This window comes from Leifsonia sp. L25 (assembly GCF_050632895.1).
Window position 1 is genome coordinate 490,865 of record NZ_JBODRZ010000004.1, and the last position, 15,086, is coordinate 505,950.

General features: G+C 66.9%; 9 protein-coding genes and 5 pseudogenes. 6 read left to right on the forward strand and 8 right to left on the reverse strand.

Features of this window, described 5'->3' with window-relative positions:
• Nucleotides 1-196 precede the first annotated feature (196 nt).
• From murJ to ACRAWC_RS23565, 5 genes and pseudogenes are all read left to right on the forward strand, one after another.
• A complete protein-coding gene (gene murJ, locus ACRAWC_RS23545; protein ID WP_431349806.1) occupies nucleotides 197-2,734 on the forward strand; it encodes a murein biosynthesis integral membrane protein MurJ in 2,538 nt (845 codons plus the stop codon).
• An 83-nt stretch (nucleotides 2,735-2,817) separates the two neighbouring features.
• Nucleotides 2,818-3,906, forward strand: a complete 1,089-nt coding sequence (gene trxB / locus ACRAWC_RS23550; protein WP_431349807.1) for a thioredoxin-disulfide reductase — start codon at nucleotides 2,818-2,820, stop codon at nucleotides 3,904-3,906.
• Nucleotides 3,818-4,144 (forward strand): thioredoxin, encoded by a 327-nt coding sequence (gene trxA / locus ACRAWC_RS23555; RefSeq protein WP_089916071.1) that lies wholly within the window; start codon nucleotides 3,818-3,820, stop codon nucleotides 4,142-4,144. Before trxB ends, trxA begins: the two co-directional genes overlap by 89 nt.
• 139 nt (nucleotides 4,145-4,283) lie before the next feature.
• Nucleotides 4,284-5,609, forward strand: a complete 1,326-nt coding sequence (locus tag ACRAWC_RS23560; RefSeq protein WP_431246131.1) for a PLP-dependent aminotransferase family protein — start codon at nucleotides 4,284-4,286, stop codon at nucleotides 5,607-5,609.
• A 17-nt stretch (nucleotides 5,610-5,626) separates the two neighbouring features.
• Nucleotides 5,627-6,582: pseudogene (locus tag ACRAWC_RS23565) on the forward strand (D-alanine--D-alanine ligase family protein).
• Nucleotides 6,583-6,612: 30 nt separating this feature from the next.
• Here ACRAWC_RS23565 and ACRAWC_RS23570 read toward each other — a convergent pair.
• The 8 genes and pseudogenes from ACRAWC_RS23570 to rpmH form a co-directional block, all read right to left on the reverse strand.
• The gene (locus tag ACRAWC_RS23570; protein WP_431349808.1) at nucleotides 6,613-7,578 is read right to left on the reverse strand and encodes a ParB/RepB/Spo0J family partition protein; all 966 of its coding nucleotides are present in this window, start codon (nucleotides 7,576-7,578) and stop codon (nucleotides 6,613-6,615) included.
• A pseudogene (locus ACRAWC_RS23575) lies at nucleotides 7,578-8,472 on the reverse strand (ParA family protein). The gene ACRAWC_RS23570 and the pseudogene ACRAWC_RS23575 overlap by 1 nt, the downstream one beginning before the upstream one ends.
• A 1,523-nt stretch (nucleotides 8,473-9,995) precedes the next feature.
• Nucleotides 9,996-10,621 (reverse strand): annotated as a pseudogene (gene rsmG / locus ACRAWC_RS23580) (16S rRNA (guanine(527)-N(7))-methyltransferase RsmG).
• Between the two features lie 15 nt (nucleotides 10,622-10,636).
• A pseudogene (locus ACRAWC_RS23585) lies at nucleotides 10,637-11,121 on the reverse strand (protein jag).
• 73 nt (nucleotides 11,122-11,194) lie between these two features.
• Nucleotides 11,195-12,159: pseudogene (gene yidC / locus ACRAWC_RS23590) on the reverse strand (membrane protein insertase YidC).
• A 9-nt stretch (nucleotides 12,160-12,168) separates the two neighbouring features.
• Entirely contained in the window at nucleotides 12,169-12,498 is a 330-nt protein-coding gene (yidD, locus tag ACRAWC_RS23595) for a membrane protein insertion efficiency factor YidD (RefSeq protein ID WP_431349809.1), read from the reverse strand.
• Nucleotides 12,401-12,829, reverse strand: coding sequence for a ribonuclease P protein component (locus ACRAWC_RS23600; protein ID WP_431349810.1), 429 nt, complete (start codon nucleotides 12,827-12,829; stop codon nucleotides 12,401-12,403). Before ACRAWC_RS23600 ends, yidD begins: the two co-directional genes overlap by 98 nt.
• A 75-nt stretch (nucleotides 12,830-12,904) precedes the next feature.
• Complete coding sequence (gene rpmH / locus ACRAWC_RS23605; protein ID WP_064110460.1) at nucleotides 12,905-13,042, reverse strand: 50S ribosomal protein L34; 138 nt, start codon at nucleotides 13,040-13,042, stop codon at nucleotides 12,905-12,907.
• A 448-nt stretch (nucleotides 13,043-13,490) separates the two neighbouring features.
• Between rpmH and dnaA the strand changes: the two genes are divergently transcribed.
• Nucleotides 13,491-14,933, forward strand: coding sequence for a chromosomal replication initiator protein DnaA (gene dnaA, locus ACRAWC_RS23610; RefSeq protein ID WP_431349811.1), 1,443 nt, complete (start codon nucleotides 13,491-13,493; stop codon nucleotides 14,931-14,933).
• The last annotated feature ends 153 nt before the right edge of the window (nucleotides 14,934-15,086 follow it).

A 15,086-nucleotide genomic window follows, 5' to 3' on the forward strand; every position in this document is an offset into this window, starting at 1 on the left:
CTCGCTCCGCTCGCCGCCGCGGGCCTGACGACGGCAATCGTCTCCGGGAGCAACACGAACGCCGCCGACCTCGGCACGACTCCGAACGCTCCCCTCGCCTCGGGGAGCGACCGGATCGTGTCCTCCGACCAGCGGCTCAGCGAGGCCCTCCGGCAGGCGATCTCCGCACCGAGCGACGTCGCCTGGAACTCCCGCGATGTCGAAGGTGAACGCCCAGCTCGCGCTCATCGCCCAGGAGGGCGGCGACGCGCGGCGCCTGCTGGTCGCGCTGGACCGCTCCTGGCCGTCCAGCGGCACCCAGCTCGAGCGCACCCTGAACTCGCTCTTCTCGTCGCCGTGGTCGGCTCCGGCGTCCTTCTCGACCGTCAAGGAGGCAGCCACCACCGCCGGCCTCGACCTCGTGGACGCGCCGGAGTCGGCAGACAGGATCGCCGGCATCCGTGGGCTCGTGCAGGACGAGGGCGCGCTCGGCCAATTCGCGACCGTGCTCGAGGACCCCACCCGCCTGACCGGACGCACGCGCGCCGAGCTTCTGACGCTGCTGGCGATCACGTGGCAGAACCCGCGCACCGATTGGATGACCGCGGTCGCCAAGGAGCGGGGGAGGACGGTCGACATCCTGCACTCCATCCGCATCCTTCCGACCGAGAACGTCAACCTGGTGAGCGCGCAGGGGTCGATCCCCTTCACAGTCAGCAACGAGCTGCCGGACGATGCAGTGACGATCGTGCTCACCGCGTCACCGTCGAACAGCCGGCTCGAGGTCGACCAGTCGACCACCAAGCGCATCCTGCAGGATTCGCGGGCGACCGTCCTCATCCCCGTCAAGGCGAAGGTCGGCAACGGACAGGTGGTGCTGTCCCTGCACCTCTACAGCCCGACCGGCGTGCCGATCGGCGACCCCACCTCCGTCACCGTGGACGTGCACGCGGACTGGGAGGGGATCGGCGCGATCATCTTCGGCATCCTGCTGGTGCTGCTGTTCGGCTTCGGCATCGTGCGCAACATCCTGCGGCGGCGGTCGAAGGGCGCCGACGAGGAGACGGCGGACGCGGACGCGGATGCGGACGCGCGGATGCGGCTGCTGATGCGGCCGAGCCTGCGCACGCCGAGGAGCGTCCGGGTGGCTAGCGTCGGGCGCGCGAGCGCGCTGCTCGCCTCCGGCACGCTCGCCTCGCGCCTCCTGGGCTTCGCCAAGGCATGGCTCCTCGTGCAGGCGATCGGTGTCGTCTCCTTCGCGGCGAACGCGTACGGCACCGCGACGATCATCCCCAACAGCCTCTACGCCATCATCGCCCAGGGCATCCTGAACGCGATCCTGGTGCCGCAGATCGTGCGCGCGTCGGTCAACGCGGATGGCGGCAGGGCCTACATCAACAAGCTCGTCACGCTCGGGATGGTCGTGTTCGCCGCCGTCGCGATCGTCGCCACCTTCCTCGCTCCGGTGCTCATCGTCCTCTTCGGCGTCCCGGAGTCGCAGCGCGAGCTGGCCACCGCCTTCGCCTACTGGTCGCTGCCGCAGATCTTCTTCCTCGGCCTCTACACATTGCTGGGCGAAGTGCTCAATGCGCGGAAGTCGTTCGGTCCCTTCACGTGGGCGCCGGCGCTGAACAATGTGGTCGCGATCATCCTGCTGTGCGTGTTCATCGTCTCCTTCGGCGCGAACTCGCCCGCTCTCAATCCGCACGCGGAGTGGACACCGGCGATGGTCGCCCTCCTGGCAGGCGGCGCGACCCTCGGTGTCGCGGTGCAGGCGATCGTCCTGTTCTTCTTCTGGCGGAGGGTCGGGCTGCGTTTCCGTCCCGACTTCCGCTGGCGCGGTGTGGCGCTGGGCTCGGCGGGCAAGGCCGCGGGCTGGACGCTGGCCATGCTGATCGTGACGCAGCTCGCCGGCGTGGTGGAAGTGAACGTCGCCAACTCCGCCGGCCCCGACTTCCCCGGCTCGTTCGTGATGTCCAATGCCTGGCTCATCTTCATGCTTCCTCACGGCATCGTGGCGGTCTCCATCGTGACGGCCTACTACACGCGCATGGCCGAGCACGCGCATTCCGGTCTGGTGGACGACTTCCGGCGCGACTTCTCGAGCGCGGCGCGCTCCATCCAGCTGTTCATCGTGCTCGCATCGGCGGGGCTGGTCGTGCTGGCCTTCCCCATCGCGCGTGTGTTCACGTCGAACTTCGAGGCGATGGGCTGGGTCCTGATGGCCTACGCGATCGGACTCGTCCCCTTCTCGCTGGTGTTCATGGCGCAGCGCGCGTTCTATTCGCTGGGCGATACGCGCACGCCGTTCCTGTTCACGCTGGCTCAGGCCGCGGTGATCGTGGTGGGAGCGATCGCGTGCCTGGCTGTCGCCCCGGAACTTCGAGCCGCAGCGATCGCCCTGATCGTGTCGATAGCGAGCTTCGTGCAGGCGGTGCTGGCGTTCGCGCTCCTCAGACGGAGGACCGGCGGGATCGACGGGCAGCGGATCCTCACCAGCCTGTGGCGGTTCCTGCTGGCCGGCTTGGCAGCGGTGGTCGCCGGAGCCGGCTTCCTCGTCCTCCTGGGCGGGGTGGGCGATCTGGCGTTCCCGACCCTCGCACCGGTGCAGGCCGTGATCGCATCCGCCGTCATCGGCGTCGTGATGACGCTCGTCTACGTCGGCTTCCTCGTCATCCTCCGTTCGCCCGACCTGGAGGCCGGGCTCGCGCCCATCCTGAACCGCGCCGGAGGGCGTTCGCGCACACCCAGGTGACACGGAATAGCATCCGCCTAGGATGTGTTCTACAGGTCGACGCCTCCAGACGAAGGCGTCGTGACAGGTCAAGGAGTTCCGCCGTGCGGCAGATCATCATCATCGGTTCCGGCCCTGCCGGTTACACCGCGGCCGTCTATGCGGCCCGCGCCAACCTCAAGCCGCTGCTGATCGCCTCCTCCGTCGAGGCGGGCGGCGAGCTGATGAACACGACCGAGGTCGAGAACTTCCCCGGCTTCCCCGAGGCCGTCATGGGCCCGGACCTCATGTTCAAGATGCAGGCGCAGGCCGAGAAGTTCGGCACTGAGATCGTGCTCGACGACGTCGTGTCAGTCGATCTGACGGGCGAGGTCAAGAAGGTGACCCTCGGCTCGGGCGCCGTGCACGAGGCTCTCGCGGTGATCTTCGCGACGGGATCGGCGTACCGCAAGCTGGGCCTGGCCGACGAGGAGCGCCTGTCCGGCCACGGCGTCTCCTGGTGCGCCACGTGTGACGGATTCTTCTTCCGCCAGCGCACGATCGCGGTCGTGGGCGGCGGCGACTCGGCGATGGAGGAGGCCACCTTCCTCACCCGCTTCGCCGACAAGGTGTACGTGATCCACCGTCGCGACAGCCTCCGCGCCTCCAAGATCATGCAGGAGCGAGCCTTCGCCAACGACAAGATCGAGTTCATCTGGAACTCGGAGGTCATCGGCATCGGCGGCGACGAGCAGGTCCAGGATGTGAAGCTGCGCAACCTCGTCACCGGCGAGGAGAGCGAGCTGCACCTGCAGGGCCTCTTCATCGCGATCGGCAACGACCCGCGCGTCCACCTCATCCACGGGCAGCTCGACCTGACCGCGGAGGGCACCATCGCCGTCGACGGCCGTAGCTCGAAGACCAACCTGCCGGGCGTCTTCGCCGCGGGCGACGTCATCGACCCGACCTACCGCCAGGCGGTCACCGCCGCAGCGTCCGGAACGGTCGCCGCCCTCGACGCGGAGCACTACCTCACGACGCTCCCCAGGATTTGCTCGACAGTGCAGCGGATGGCGCGTCGGGTGATCTCGAACTCACGACCACCGCATAAGGAGAAACAGAAAAATGTCAGCAGCACGTTCGGTTACGGACGCCAGCTTCGAGCAGGACGTCCTCAACAGCGAGAAGACCATCCTCGTGGACTTCTGGGCTGAGTGGTGCGGCCCGTGTCGCGCCGTCGGCCCGATCCTCGACCAGATCGCCTCCGAGCACGCCGACAAGATCGAGATCGTCAAGCTCAACGTCGACGAGAACCCGCAGACCGCTGCAAAGTACCAGATCACCTCCATCCCCGCGATGAAGGTCTACCAGGGTGGCGAGGTCGTCAAGACCGTCATCGGCGCCAAGCCGAAGCCCGCCCTCGAGGCCGACCTCGCCGCCTACCTCGCGTAGCGCGACCCGTCCTCTTCCAGACCCGTCCGGCGCTCACCCGCCGGGCGGGTCTTTTTCGTACCCGGTGACCGTCATCGATTTTCCCGCCGGTGCGCCACCCCCATAGCATTGCTGAACGGCAGAGAAACGGAACCCACACGTGATCGAACAGGGGACCCCGCAGCAGCGGGGCAACAATCTGGACCCGTGGTACAACCACTACGCGCAGCGCACCAGCGGCCTGGCCGCCAGTGAGGTCCGAGCCCTGTTCGCCGTCGCCAGCCGCCCCGAGGTGGTCTCGCTGGCCGGCGGCATGCCGTTCGTCTCCGCCCTTCCGGAGGATCTCGTCGTGGGCGCCATGGGCCGGGTCATGCGCGAGCAGGGCGCGATGGCGCTCCAGTACGGCTCCGGTCAGGGTGTTCCGGCCCTGCGCGAGCAGATCCTCGAGGTCATGGCACTGGAGGGCATCAGCGGCAGCGCCGACGACGTGGTCATCACCACCGGATCCCAGCACGCACTCGAGCTGTTCAGCAAGCTCTTCATCGACCCGGGGGATGTGGTGCTCGCCGAGGGGCCGAGCTACGTCACGGCCATGGTGATCTTCAAGTCGTATCAGGCCGAGGTCGACCACGTCCCGATGGACGAGCACGGCCTCATCCCGGAGGCACTGCGCGAGCACATCGCGCGGCTGAAGGCGGCCGGGCGCTCGGTCAAGTTCCTCTACACGGTGCCCACGTTCCACAACCCGGCCGGCGTGACCCTCACCTGGGAGCGGCGGCTCGAGATCCTCGAGATCGCTCGCCAGAACGACATCCTGGTGCTCGAGGACAACCCGTACGGGCTGCTCTACTTCGACCAGAAGCCGCCCGCGGCCATGCGGTCGGTCGAGAAGGACGGCGTCGTGTACCTCGGCACCTTCTCGAAGACGCTGGCCCCCGGTTTCCGGGTGGGATGGGCGCTCGCGCCGCATGCCATCCGCGAGAAGCTGATCCTCGCCAACGAGGCCGCCGTGCTCAGCCCCAGCTCATTCAGCCAGCTGGTGATCTCGGAGTACCTCCGAAACGCCGACTGGAAGGGTCAGATCGACACCTTCCGCGGCGTGTACCGCGAACGCAAGGAGGCCATGGTGTCGGCGCTCGCCGAGCACCTGCCGGAACTCAGCTGGACCGATCCGAACGGCGGCTTCTACGTCTGGGTCACCCTCCCGCCCCATCTCGACTCGAAGGCCATGCTTCCGCGCGCGGTGACGGAGCTGGTCGCGTACACCCCGGGCACCGCCTTCTACGGCGATGGTTCCGGCGCACAGAACATCCGCCTCTCGTTCTGCTACCCCACGCCCGAGAACATCCGCGTGGGTGTACGGCGACTGGCGAACGTGATCGGCGGCGAAACCGACCTGCTGGAGACCTTCGCCGGCACCGGTCCGCTGGATGCCTCCCCGCGAGCCAGCCGCACGAGCGCCAACCCGCCAACCGACCTTCGCTAGACGAGAAAGCCCTGATCATGGCCCAAAAAGAAGCATTGGACATCGTCGTTCTCGCTGGCGGTATCTCGCACGAGCGCGACATCTCGCTGCGCAGCGGCCGCCGGGTGGCGGACGGACTGAACAGCGTCGGACACCGCGTCTCCCTGCGCGACCCGGACGGCTCGCTGCTGGGGTTTCTCGACGAGTCACGACCGGACGTGGTGTGGCCTGCGCTGCACGGCGCGAGCGGGGAGGACGGCGCCCTCCGGGGCTCCTGGAGCTGACCGGCGTGCCTTTCGTCGGCTCGCACGCCGACGCTTCCCGGCTGGCCTGGTCCAAGCCGACGGCCAAGACGATCGTCGAGCGCGCCGGCGTCTCCACGCCCGCTTCGGTCACCCTGCCGCAGGAGACGTTCCGCGAGCTCGGTGCCGGGAGCGTTCTCCAGACGGTGCTCAAGGGACTGGACCTGCCGCTGGTGGTCAAGCCCGCACAGGGAGGGTCGGCCCAGGGAGTGACCATCGTCGCGACAACGGAGGAGCTCCCTCGTGCCATGGTCGACGCCTACACCTACTCGGACGTGGCTCTGATCGAACGCAAGGTCGAGGGCGTCGAGGTATCGGTCGCCGTGGTGGACACCGGCGATGGACCCGCCGCGCTGCCGGCGGTCGAGATCGAGCCGGTCGACGGCGTGTACTCGTTCGACGCACGGTACAACGCGGGGGAGACCCGGTTCTACGTGCCGGCCCGGCTTGACGAGCAGGTCCGGTCAGCCGTTGCCGAGGCGGCGACGACCGCCCACATCGCGCTGGGCCTGCGGCATCTCTCCCGGATCGACCTGATCGTGGACGCCGCGGGAACGCCGTGGTTCCTCGAGGCGAACGTGCTTCCCGGGCTCACCGAGACCTCGATCATGCCGCAGGCGATCACGGCCTCGGGCCAGGAGCCGGGCGACGTCTACGCCGCGCTGGCCCTCGCGGCGATCGCCGACGCCTGAGGGAGTGGCGCCGGCGTCGGGGATGGTGCCTCAGCTATAGCTCGGCTGCCCCAGCTCGTCCAGGATGCGATTGAGATCCTGGATCGTGGCGAAATCCACTACGATCTGGCCTTTTCTTGCGCCCAGGGTGATCTTCACCCGCGTGTTGAGGCGGTCGCCGAGGGTCCCCGCGATCTCGTCGAGGTGACCCCGATGGCGTCCGGCGGTGGCCTTCGTGCGCGCCGGCTTCGGGGTCTTGCTCGCGGCGGCCTCCGCCTGGCGCACGGAGAGATCTTCGTTGATGATCTTGTCGGCGAGCCGGATCATCGCCTCGTGGTCGTCACCGAGCGACAGGATGGCGCGGGCGTGCCCCGCGCTGAGCACGCCGGCGGCAACCTGCCCCTGAACCACGGCCGGCAGCTTGAGCAGCCGGATCGTGTTGGTGATCTGCGGGCGCGAGCGGCCGATGCGGTTGGCGAGTTCCTCCTGCGTGATGCCGAAGTCCGCGAGCAGCTGCTGGTAGGCGGACGCCTCCTCCAGTGGGTTCAGCTGGCTGCGGTGCAGGTTCTCGAGGAGCGCATCCCGGAGCATGTCCTCGTCGGCGGTGTCCTTGACGACCGCGGGGATGGTGTCGAGCCCGAGCTCCTTCGTCGCGCGCAGGCGACGCTCGCCCATGATGAGCTCGTACCGTCCGGGCTCGTCGGGCAGTGGACGCACGACGACGGGCTGCAGCACGCCGACCTCGCGGATGCTGGCGACCAGCTCATCCAGCGCCTCCCGATCGAACTCCACTCGCGGCTGCGCGCGGTTCGGGACGATGTCGTCGGGGGAGAGGCTGGCGAGGCGGGCGCCGGGGACTGCGATGAGATCGTCCGGCCGCTCCGCGACCGCCACGCTGCTCCCGCCGAGGGAGGCGGAGTTGTCGGGGAAGAACACGTCGACCGGACGGCTCGACTGGTCACTGGTCGGGATGAGTGCGCCGATCCCTCGGCCCAGCCCGGTGCGCTTCGCTGCCATTAGCGGGGTACTCCTCTGCGTGCGATTTCAGCGGCCGCCTCCATGTAGGAGAGGGATCCACTCGAGTTGGTGTCGTAGCTGATAACGCTCTGTCCGTAGCTCGGAGCCTCCGAGATGCGAACGGACCGGGGGATGATCGTCTCCAGGACCTCGTTGGGGAAGTGCTCGCGCACATCCGCGGCAACCTGGTGCGCCAGGTTGGTGCGCGAGTCGTACATGGTCAGCAGGATCGTGGAGACGCGGAGCTTCGGGTTCAGGTGTCGCTCGATCAGCTGGATGTTCTTCAGCAGCTGGCTCAGCCCCTCCAGCGCGTAGTACTCGCACTGGATGGGGATGAGCACCTCCGTCGCAGCCACGAAGGCGTTGATCGTGAGGAGCCCGAGCGACGGGGGGCAGTCGATGAGGACGTAGTCGATGTCGTACTCATCGAGGAAGCGGCCCAGCGCCCGGGAGAGCTGCTGCTCGCGCGCGACCATCGAGACGAGCTCGATCTCGGCGCCGGCCAGGTCGATGGTCGCGGGGATGACGAAGAGGCCGTCGAATTCGGGGCTCTTCTGGATGACCTCTTCCATCTCGCGGTCGTTGACGACGACGTCGTAGACGCTCGGCGCTCCCTCCCGGTGCTCGACGCTCAGGGCGGTGGATGCATTCCCCTGCGGATCGAGGTCGATGACCAGCACGCGAGCGCCCGACTTGGCGAGCGCAGCGCTGAGGTTGACGACGGTCGTCGTCTTGCCGACGCCACCCTTCTGGTTCGAGATCGTGAAGATCCTGGTACGGGAGGAGGGGAAGCGTCGTCGCCGCGATCGCCTGGCGGCGGCGCGCGAGATCCTGGATCTCTTTGGCTAGGGGAGTGCTGACATCGAACGTCGCCTCTGGGGTCTCGGACTCCATATCGCTCTCGATCTCACCTACTCCGCCGCGCTCGTCCTGGTGGGGTTGTTTCACGTGAAACCTCGTCGCTCCTTGGTGCTTCGCACCGGCTCTTCGTCGGTCGTTCGGCACACCCGCAGCGCACCCGATGTTCAACTCTAACTCGCCCCGCTGACACATCCGGCCGCGCCGCGCGCGATGTCGTCACCCGAGTCGAACGGCGGTGCGGCGGATGGGAATGACGGCGCGTTTCACGTGAAACGGCGCCCCGCCCGGGGTCACCTGCCCACGAACCGGAAATCGCCCGGCACCTGAGTTGATGCCGGCAGTGGTCCTCCGCGCTGGCAAGTCGGACGGCCAGGAAGCGTCACCTGGACAGACGGACACCGAGCCCCGGTCGCCCCCGGGGCCTGTGCAGCAGCCCTGCACGCGCCACGCGTCTATCTCGGGAGACCGCCGTCAAGGCAGGGGATTGGCCGAGTCGTGTCCACTCGTCCGCGAACGGCCCGCGACTCTGTTGGAGCCGGCTCTCTTCCCGGCGGCCGCACGCAATTTTGACCTCCTCCGCCAGCTCATCGGTCACGCGCGACGGAGGGTGATTCGAAACGTCTCGTGAAGGACGTTATAGCCAGGCGCTGGCGGCGGACGTTTCACGTGAAACGGGCGTTGGATGAGGAGACTCGCGGTGTCGACTGAATCTGGCCGCAGATGGAGCCCACCGACATACGATCGGGCCTTCCCAGCTCACCGGGATCGCGGCACGTGCCAGATCTGAGGTTCTGGCCTTGTGACTGCCCGTCCCGTGGGCTTGGTCGGGGAGGGGGTGAAAGGTATCGCGGCTGACTGCTGGCAACTCTGCCCGCCCCGATGCGAGCCGTGCTCCTACTCGGGCCGGTCCACGACTCGCGCCGCGCTGAACTATCCCGTTTTCACGTGAAACGAAACATGAGTGGGTCGTGCGCTCACCGATGATGACTCGGTCGGCTGGCCCTTCGGCGAAATCGCGCCAGCGCCCAGTCGAGCCGGTCGTCATCCGGCGGTCGATCCGAGGGCTCTGACCGTGGCCAGTGCGGCCGACAGTACGGCGTCGGGACGGATCGCGGGAACACGCGATCCTCGCACTATCACCGTCCGCAGTGAGGTCGGCGCGCATTGACAGCAAGCTTCCTGCACCCGGACGTCGCGCGGAGGAGGAGCACTTCGTCTCTCGCGTCCCCGCGACGGCGTCACCGTACCGGGCGACACGTCCGCCGCCACCGTGCACCTCGCAGTCTGAGGACGATCGTCAGAGATGCGGCGTCCCTGCATCCTTCGACCATGCGGTGCGAAGTCGCAGGAACACGCACGCGTAGCGGACCACCGAACCGCGATGACACCTGGATTCGACGTGTCGGCACGCCGAATCCACGAACCTGCCTGCTTCACGGGCGCGCTTCTGGACGCGCAGACGTCGGCACGACGCGCTTAGGATCCCGCTCTCGCACGCGAAGCATCCGCTTCCCGTGTACCAGGCGGATTCTCCGGGCGGAAAGGCCGCCGCGGGATCAGCGAACCGTGGCTCGGATGACCCTGGTGACCTCGGTCAGAACGCCTTCACCGAGGGTCAGAACCTCGATGTCGTGCACCTGGAATTTCCGGATCTCCTTAGCCGCCGCCTCCACCTCGGCGGGCGCGCCGGCGCCCTTCATCAACACCAGCTCGCCGCCATCACGGAGGAGGGGAGCGGTGAGGGGGAGCAGCTTGCGGAACGCGCTGACCGCGCGAGCGGTCACCTGGTCCAGCCGAGCATCCAGCCGAACCTCCTCGGCGCGGGCCCGAACCACCGTGACGTTGTCCAGCCCGAGCTCGTCCACCTGCTCCTGGAGCCAGGCGATCCGGCGTTCCATCGGCTCGATGAGGATGAACGAGACATCCGGGCGGGCGATGGCGAGAACGAGACCCGGCAGGCCCGCGCCACTTCCCACATCCCCGACGACGCCCGGGCTCAGCAGGGGAGCGACGATCCCACAGTTCAGGATGTGGCGCGACCAGAGTCGGGGGAGTTCGAGCGGACCGATGAGTCCGCGCTCTTCCCCTGCGCCGCCAGGGACTCGGTGAAGCGGCGGGCGAGCAGGATCCGATCGCCGAACAGCCCAGCCGCTGCGCTCGGCTCGGATTCGACAGCAGTCACAGTTTCACGTGAAACTCAGGCCGCGGTGATGACCGTGTACCGGTCGCGACCCTCGCCCCGCGAGGTGGAGACGAATCCGCGCTCGGAGACGATGTCGTGCACCAGCTTGCGCTCGTACGACGACATCGGGGGAGTGCTGCCTCGGCTGCGCCTTCCTCGAGTCGTGCGATCGCGCGCTCGACGAGGCTGCCCAGCTCAGCCTGACGGGCCTCACGCGATCCGGCGATGTCGAGGATCAGGCGCGAGTACCCGCCGGTCTGGTTCTGAACCGCAAGCCGGGTCAGCTCCTGCAACGCGGCGACGGTGTCCGCCTTGGCCAGCAGCGACAGGTTCGAACCGTCCTCCGCATTCACGGAGATGTAAGCCCGCCCGTTGCGGGTGTCGATGTCGATGTCGCCATCGATGTCGGCGATGTCGAGGAGCTCCTCGATGTAGTCGGCAGCGATGTCGCCCTCGCGGTCGAGGTCAGCGGGCGTGGCCTCGCCGGTCACGGACTCCACGGCCTCGTTCTCGGAGAGCTCCGCCGGCTCAGGGAGGAGGTCTGCACGTCGGTCATCGGTTCGAAATCCCTCACTACTTTCCGGCTTGCTTCTTCGCACGCGTCTTGCTCACGGGCTGAACGCGCTGCGTCGGCTGCTTCTTGGGCTGCTCCTCGACGGTCAGCACCGTCGATCCATCGGCCTGGACCAGCTTGCCCTTCTTGGCGAGGCGCGCCTCGCGGGCCTTGGCCGCGTCCGACCCCGGGGTCGGCATGTTGCGGATGACGAGGAACTGCTGACCCATGGTCCACAGGTTCGAGGTCAGCCAGTAGAACATCACGCCGAGCGGGAAGGCGAAGCCGGAGAAGAGGAAGACGAAGGGGAGCAGGTACAGCAGGATGCGCTGCTGCTTGAACTGCGGGCTCGCCTTTGTCTCGGGCGACATGTTCTTCGAGACGATCTGCAGCTGGGTCAGGAACTGCGACCCGGTCATCAGAACAACCATAACAGCCGCTATCACCATGACCGCGACCTGCGGCGGGTGGGCGTTCATTGCGCCCTGGAAGCTCTGGTGCAGGGGAGCGACGCCGAACAGCGTGGCGTTTCCGAACTGCAGCGCGAGCTGCTCGTTCAGGGGGCCGACGCCCGCCTTCCCGCTCTGGGCGCCGTTCAGCACCTGGAAGAGCGAGAAGAACACCGGCATCTGAAGCAAGAGGGGAGGCACGAGCTGAGCGGGTTCGTTCCCGTCTTCTTGTACAGCTCCATCGTCTCGCGCGACATGGCCTCACGCGAGAACTGGTCCTTCTTGCCCTTGTACTTGTCCTGGATCTTCTTCAGCTGCGGCGCGATCTCGAGCATCCGCCGCTGGTTCTTGATCTGACGGACGAAGATCGGGATGAGCGCCGCCCGGACGACGACCGTCAAGCCGATGATCGCGAGCACCCAGGTGAGGCCGGCGGCCGGGTCGAGGCCCATCTGGGTGAACAGCCAGTGGAAGGCGACCAGGATCAGCTCCACGACCCACTTGATGGGCCAGAGGATGGTACCGATGATGTCCATGTGTTGTGGCTAGGCCTTTCCGTGGCCGATGAGGCTGTTCGAACTGGAGGCGACGACGAACCCGAAGGGCGTCACCCGGTAGCGCGGCTTCTTCGCCGGGGGGACGTCGTCGACCCCACCGGCCGCCCAGGGGTGGCAACGGGCGATGCGCCGGATCCCGAGCACCGAGCCGACCACCACTCCGTGCTGCTGGATGGCCTGCAGCGTGTACGCCGAGCACGACGGGTAGTAGCGGCAGACGTCACCGTAGAGCGGCGAGATGACCGCACGATACGCGCGCAGCACCAGCACCGCGGCGCTCCGCGGCGCGAGGAGCACTGCTGCGATCGCGGTGTTCATGAACGGACGCTGCCCTTGGCGGTCTGAGTGCGGCTGGAGAAACGGTTCGAGGCCCGGAGGAGCTCTTCGTGCAGGCTAGCCCACGGTGCTTGAACGGAGGCTGGCAATGCGCGCACCACCACATCCAGCCCGCTGTCGCCCGAGGCGATGGCCGCGAACCGGGGAGCAGGTCGTAGGCGGCCGCCTTCAGACGACGCCTTACCCGATTCCGCGTGACCGCGTTGCCGACCGACTTGCTCACGATAAAGCCGAATCGCACCACGTCGGAGTCGGCGTTCGGGCGGATGGACGTGATGGTGACCGCTCCTGTGAAGCGGGCGCCTCGTCTCACCGTGGCCCGGTAGTCCGCCCCCGCGTGATGCGATTGGCTTTGGCGAGCACCGGATGGCCCTCTGCCGGCGAAGGATCAGGCCGAGAGCTTCGTGCGGCCCTTGCTGCGGCGCGCCGAGAGGATGGCACGACCGGCACGCGTGCGCATACGGAGGCGGAAGCCGTGGGTCTTCGCGCGCTTGCGGTTGTTCGGCTGGAACGTTCTCTTGCTCATATCAATCTCCGTGGTGGTCTCTTCACCGGCCCGCGCCGAACCGTGAGGAACGGCGCCGCGAGACCGGGAAAGTTTGAGGGCAGCCGAAACGGCTGCAAGTCAACTGATTAAAACTACGGCCTCGGTACGGACGAGGTCAAACCGATCGACTCAAATCCACTGATTATGCATGGTATTGGCAGGGAACCGATGTTCGACGCGCCGTCGTATTCCCCGGATCGGATTTGATCGACGTTCTGTGGACAAGTTACCGTGAGGTCGAAAGTTATCCCCAGGCCATGCCAATTCTGGCCGGAGATCGCTACGGTATTTCTCACACAGCGGTGGATAACTCTGTGAATACCCACCGGCGGCATCGGAAGCCGCCATCCCGACGAGAGTCACCGGGGGCGACTCCGTCTCCACGTCGGGCTGACGGCATCCGCAACACAGACGAAGACGGGGAACGATGGCAGGCAGCGAAGAGCCCATAGCTGCGGCGTGGCAGGACGTGCTCGGCAAGCTCGAGACGGACGATCGGATCACCCCGCAGCTGTATGGATTCCTCAGCCTCGTCGAACCCAAAGGCATCATGGCCGGCACCTTCTACCTGGAGGTGCCCAACGAGTTCACCCGCGGGATGATCGAGCAGCGCAGCCGGCTCCCGCTCCTGAACGCGATCGGCGGTCTCGACGAGACGCTCGCGGTCAATACCTTCGCCATCGTCGTCAATCCGGAGATCCAGCAGGAGACGATGGCCGGCCCGGCTTCCGACCCCGAAGGACCGGCGACCCCCGCAGCGTACGTCGAGCAGGTCACCCCGCCCGTGGTCGGCGCGACCACGGAGATCACCGCGCCGCCCCGCGGGGGCGACACCCGGCTCAACGCCAAGTACAGCTTCGACAACTTCGTCATCGGCCAGTCCAACCGCTTCGCCCACGCCGCCGCCGTCGCGGTGGCCGAGGCCCCGGCCAAGGCATACAACCCGCTCTTCATCTACGGCGACTCGGGGCTCGGCAAGACGCACCTGCTGCACGCGATCGGTCACTACGCGATGAGCCTCTACCCGGGGATCCGCGTCCGCTACGTCTCGTCCGAAGAGTTCACCAACGACTTCATCAACTCGATCGCGAACAACCGCGGCTCCTCTTTTCAGGCGCGGTACCGCAACATCGACATCCTCCTGATCGACGACATCCAGTTCCTGCAGAGGGCCGTCGAGACGCAGGAGGCGTTCTTCCACACCTTCAACACCCTCCACGACCACAACAAGCAGGTGGTCATCACCTCCGACCTGCCGCCGAAGCACCTCACCGGCTTCGAGGACCGCATGCGGTCCCGCTTCGAGTGGGGCCTCATCACCGACGTCCAGGTGCCCGACCTCGAGACCCGCATCGCGATCCTCCGCAAGAAGGCGCAGAGCGAGAAGATCCAGGTGCCGGACGACATCCTGGAGTTCATGGCGTCGAAGGTGTCGAGCAACATCCGCGAGCTGGAGGGGACGCTCATCCGCGTCACCGCCTTCGCCAGCCTCAACCGGACGCCGGTCGACATGCCCCTCGTGCAGACGGTGCTCAAGGACCTCATCACGCTCGACGACGACAACGTCATCGCGCCGACCGACATCATCACGAACACGGCGGAGTACTTCAAGCTCAGTGTGGACGACCTCTACGGGTCGAGCCGGTCGCAGGCGGTGGCCACCGCGCGCCAGATCGCGATGTATCTGTGCCGTGAACTCACGAACCTGTCGCTGCCGAAGATCGGTCAGCTGTTCGGCGGCCGCGACCACACCACCGTGATGTACGCCAACAAGAAGATCAGCGAGCTCATGAAGGAGCGGCGCTCGATCTACAACCAGGTCACCGAGCTGACCAGCCGGATCAAGCAGAATCACCGCTACGGCAAGTAGACACGCCGCTCACTAGCGCAGGACTTATCCACAAATCCATCCCCAGAGTGGGGACAAAGCGTTATTAACACGTGTGGATAACCTGTGGACAGCTTCCGGAGAACTCGACGGTTAATGGGGACGGCCGACCCGGTCCTGTGAAAACCCGTCGCT